The sequence below is a fragment of the Parasutterella secunda genome (assembly GCF_016901835.1).
Taxonomy (GTDB): Bacteria; Pseudomonadota; Gammaproteobacteria; order Burkholderiales; family Burkholderiaceae_F; genus Aphodousia; species Aphodousia faecavium.
Genome location: NZ_JACJKX010000052.1, coordinates 1 through 371, shown reverse-complemented (window position 1 = coordinate 371; position 371 = coordinate 1). Strand labels below are relative to the sequence as shown.

General features: G+C 45.3%; 1 protein-coding gene. It reads left to right on the top strand.

Translation table 11 applies throughout. The features are described from left to right. On the top strand, positions 1 to 371 hold a 371-nt coding region (locus tag H5985_RS09300), incomplete at both ends, for a hypothetical protein (RefSeq protein WP_205051025.1).

Here is a 371-nt window from a genome sequence, read left to right as displayed (position 1 = left end):
TCCGGTACTTTGACGGTAAACGGTAAGGTTAATGCAACAGCACTTAGCCTGACCGGAAATGGCGGTTTGGTTATGGCACAAAACGGTGTCCTGACCACAACAACCGATCAATTATTTACCAATGCATTGAATGCTGAAGGTACCAATAAAGATGCCGGTGCACTCAATGAAAACGGTCAACATATCGACTTCGTTGCGGGTTCCATCGCATTTAATGATGAGTTCTACAACGAGTTCTACTCCAACAGCGCTGCAGGTTTAGTCGGTAGCAATACCACATTGGTTTTCAACGGCACCCCGGTTGATGTTGAAGGTGATATGGATTTGGATGATGTGGTCGACAGTGACAACACCATTCATTCCAATGTTGA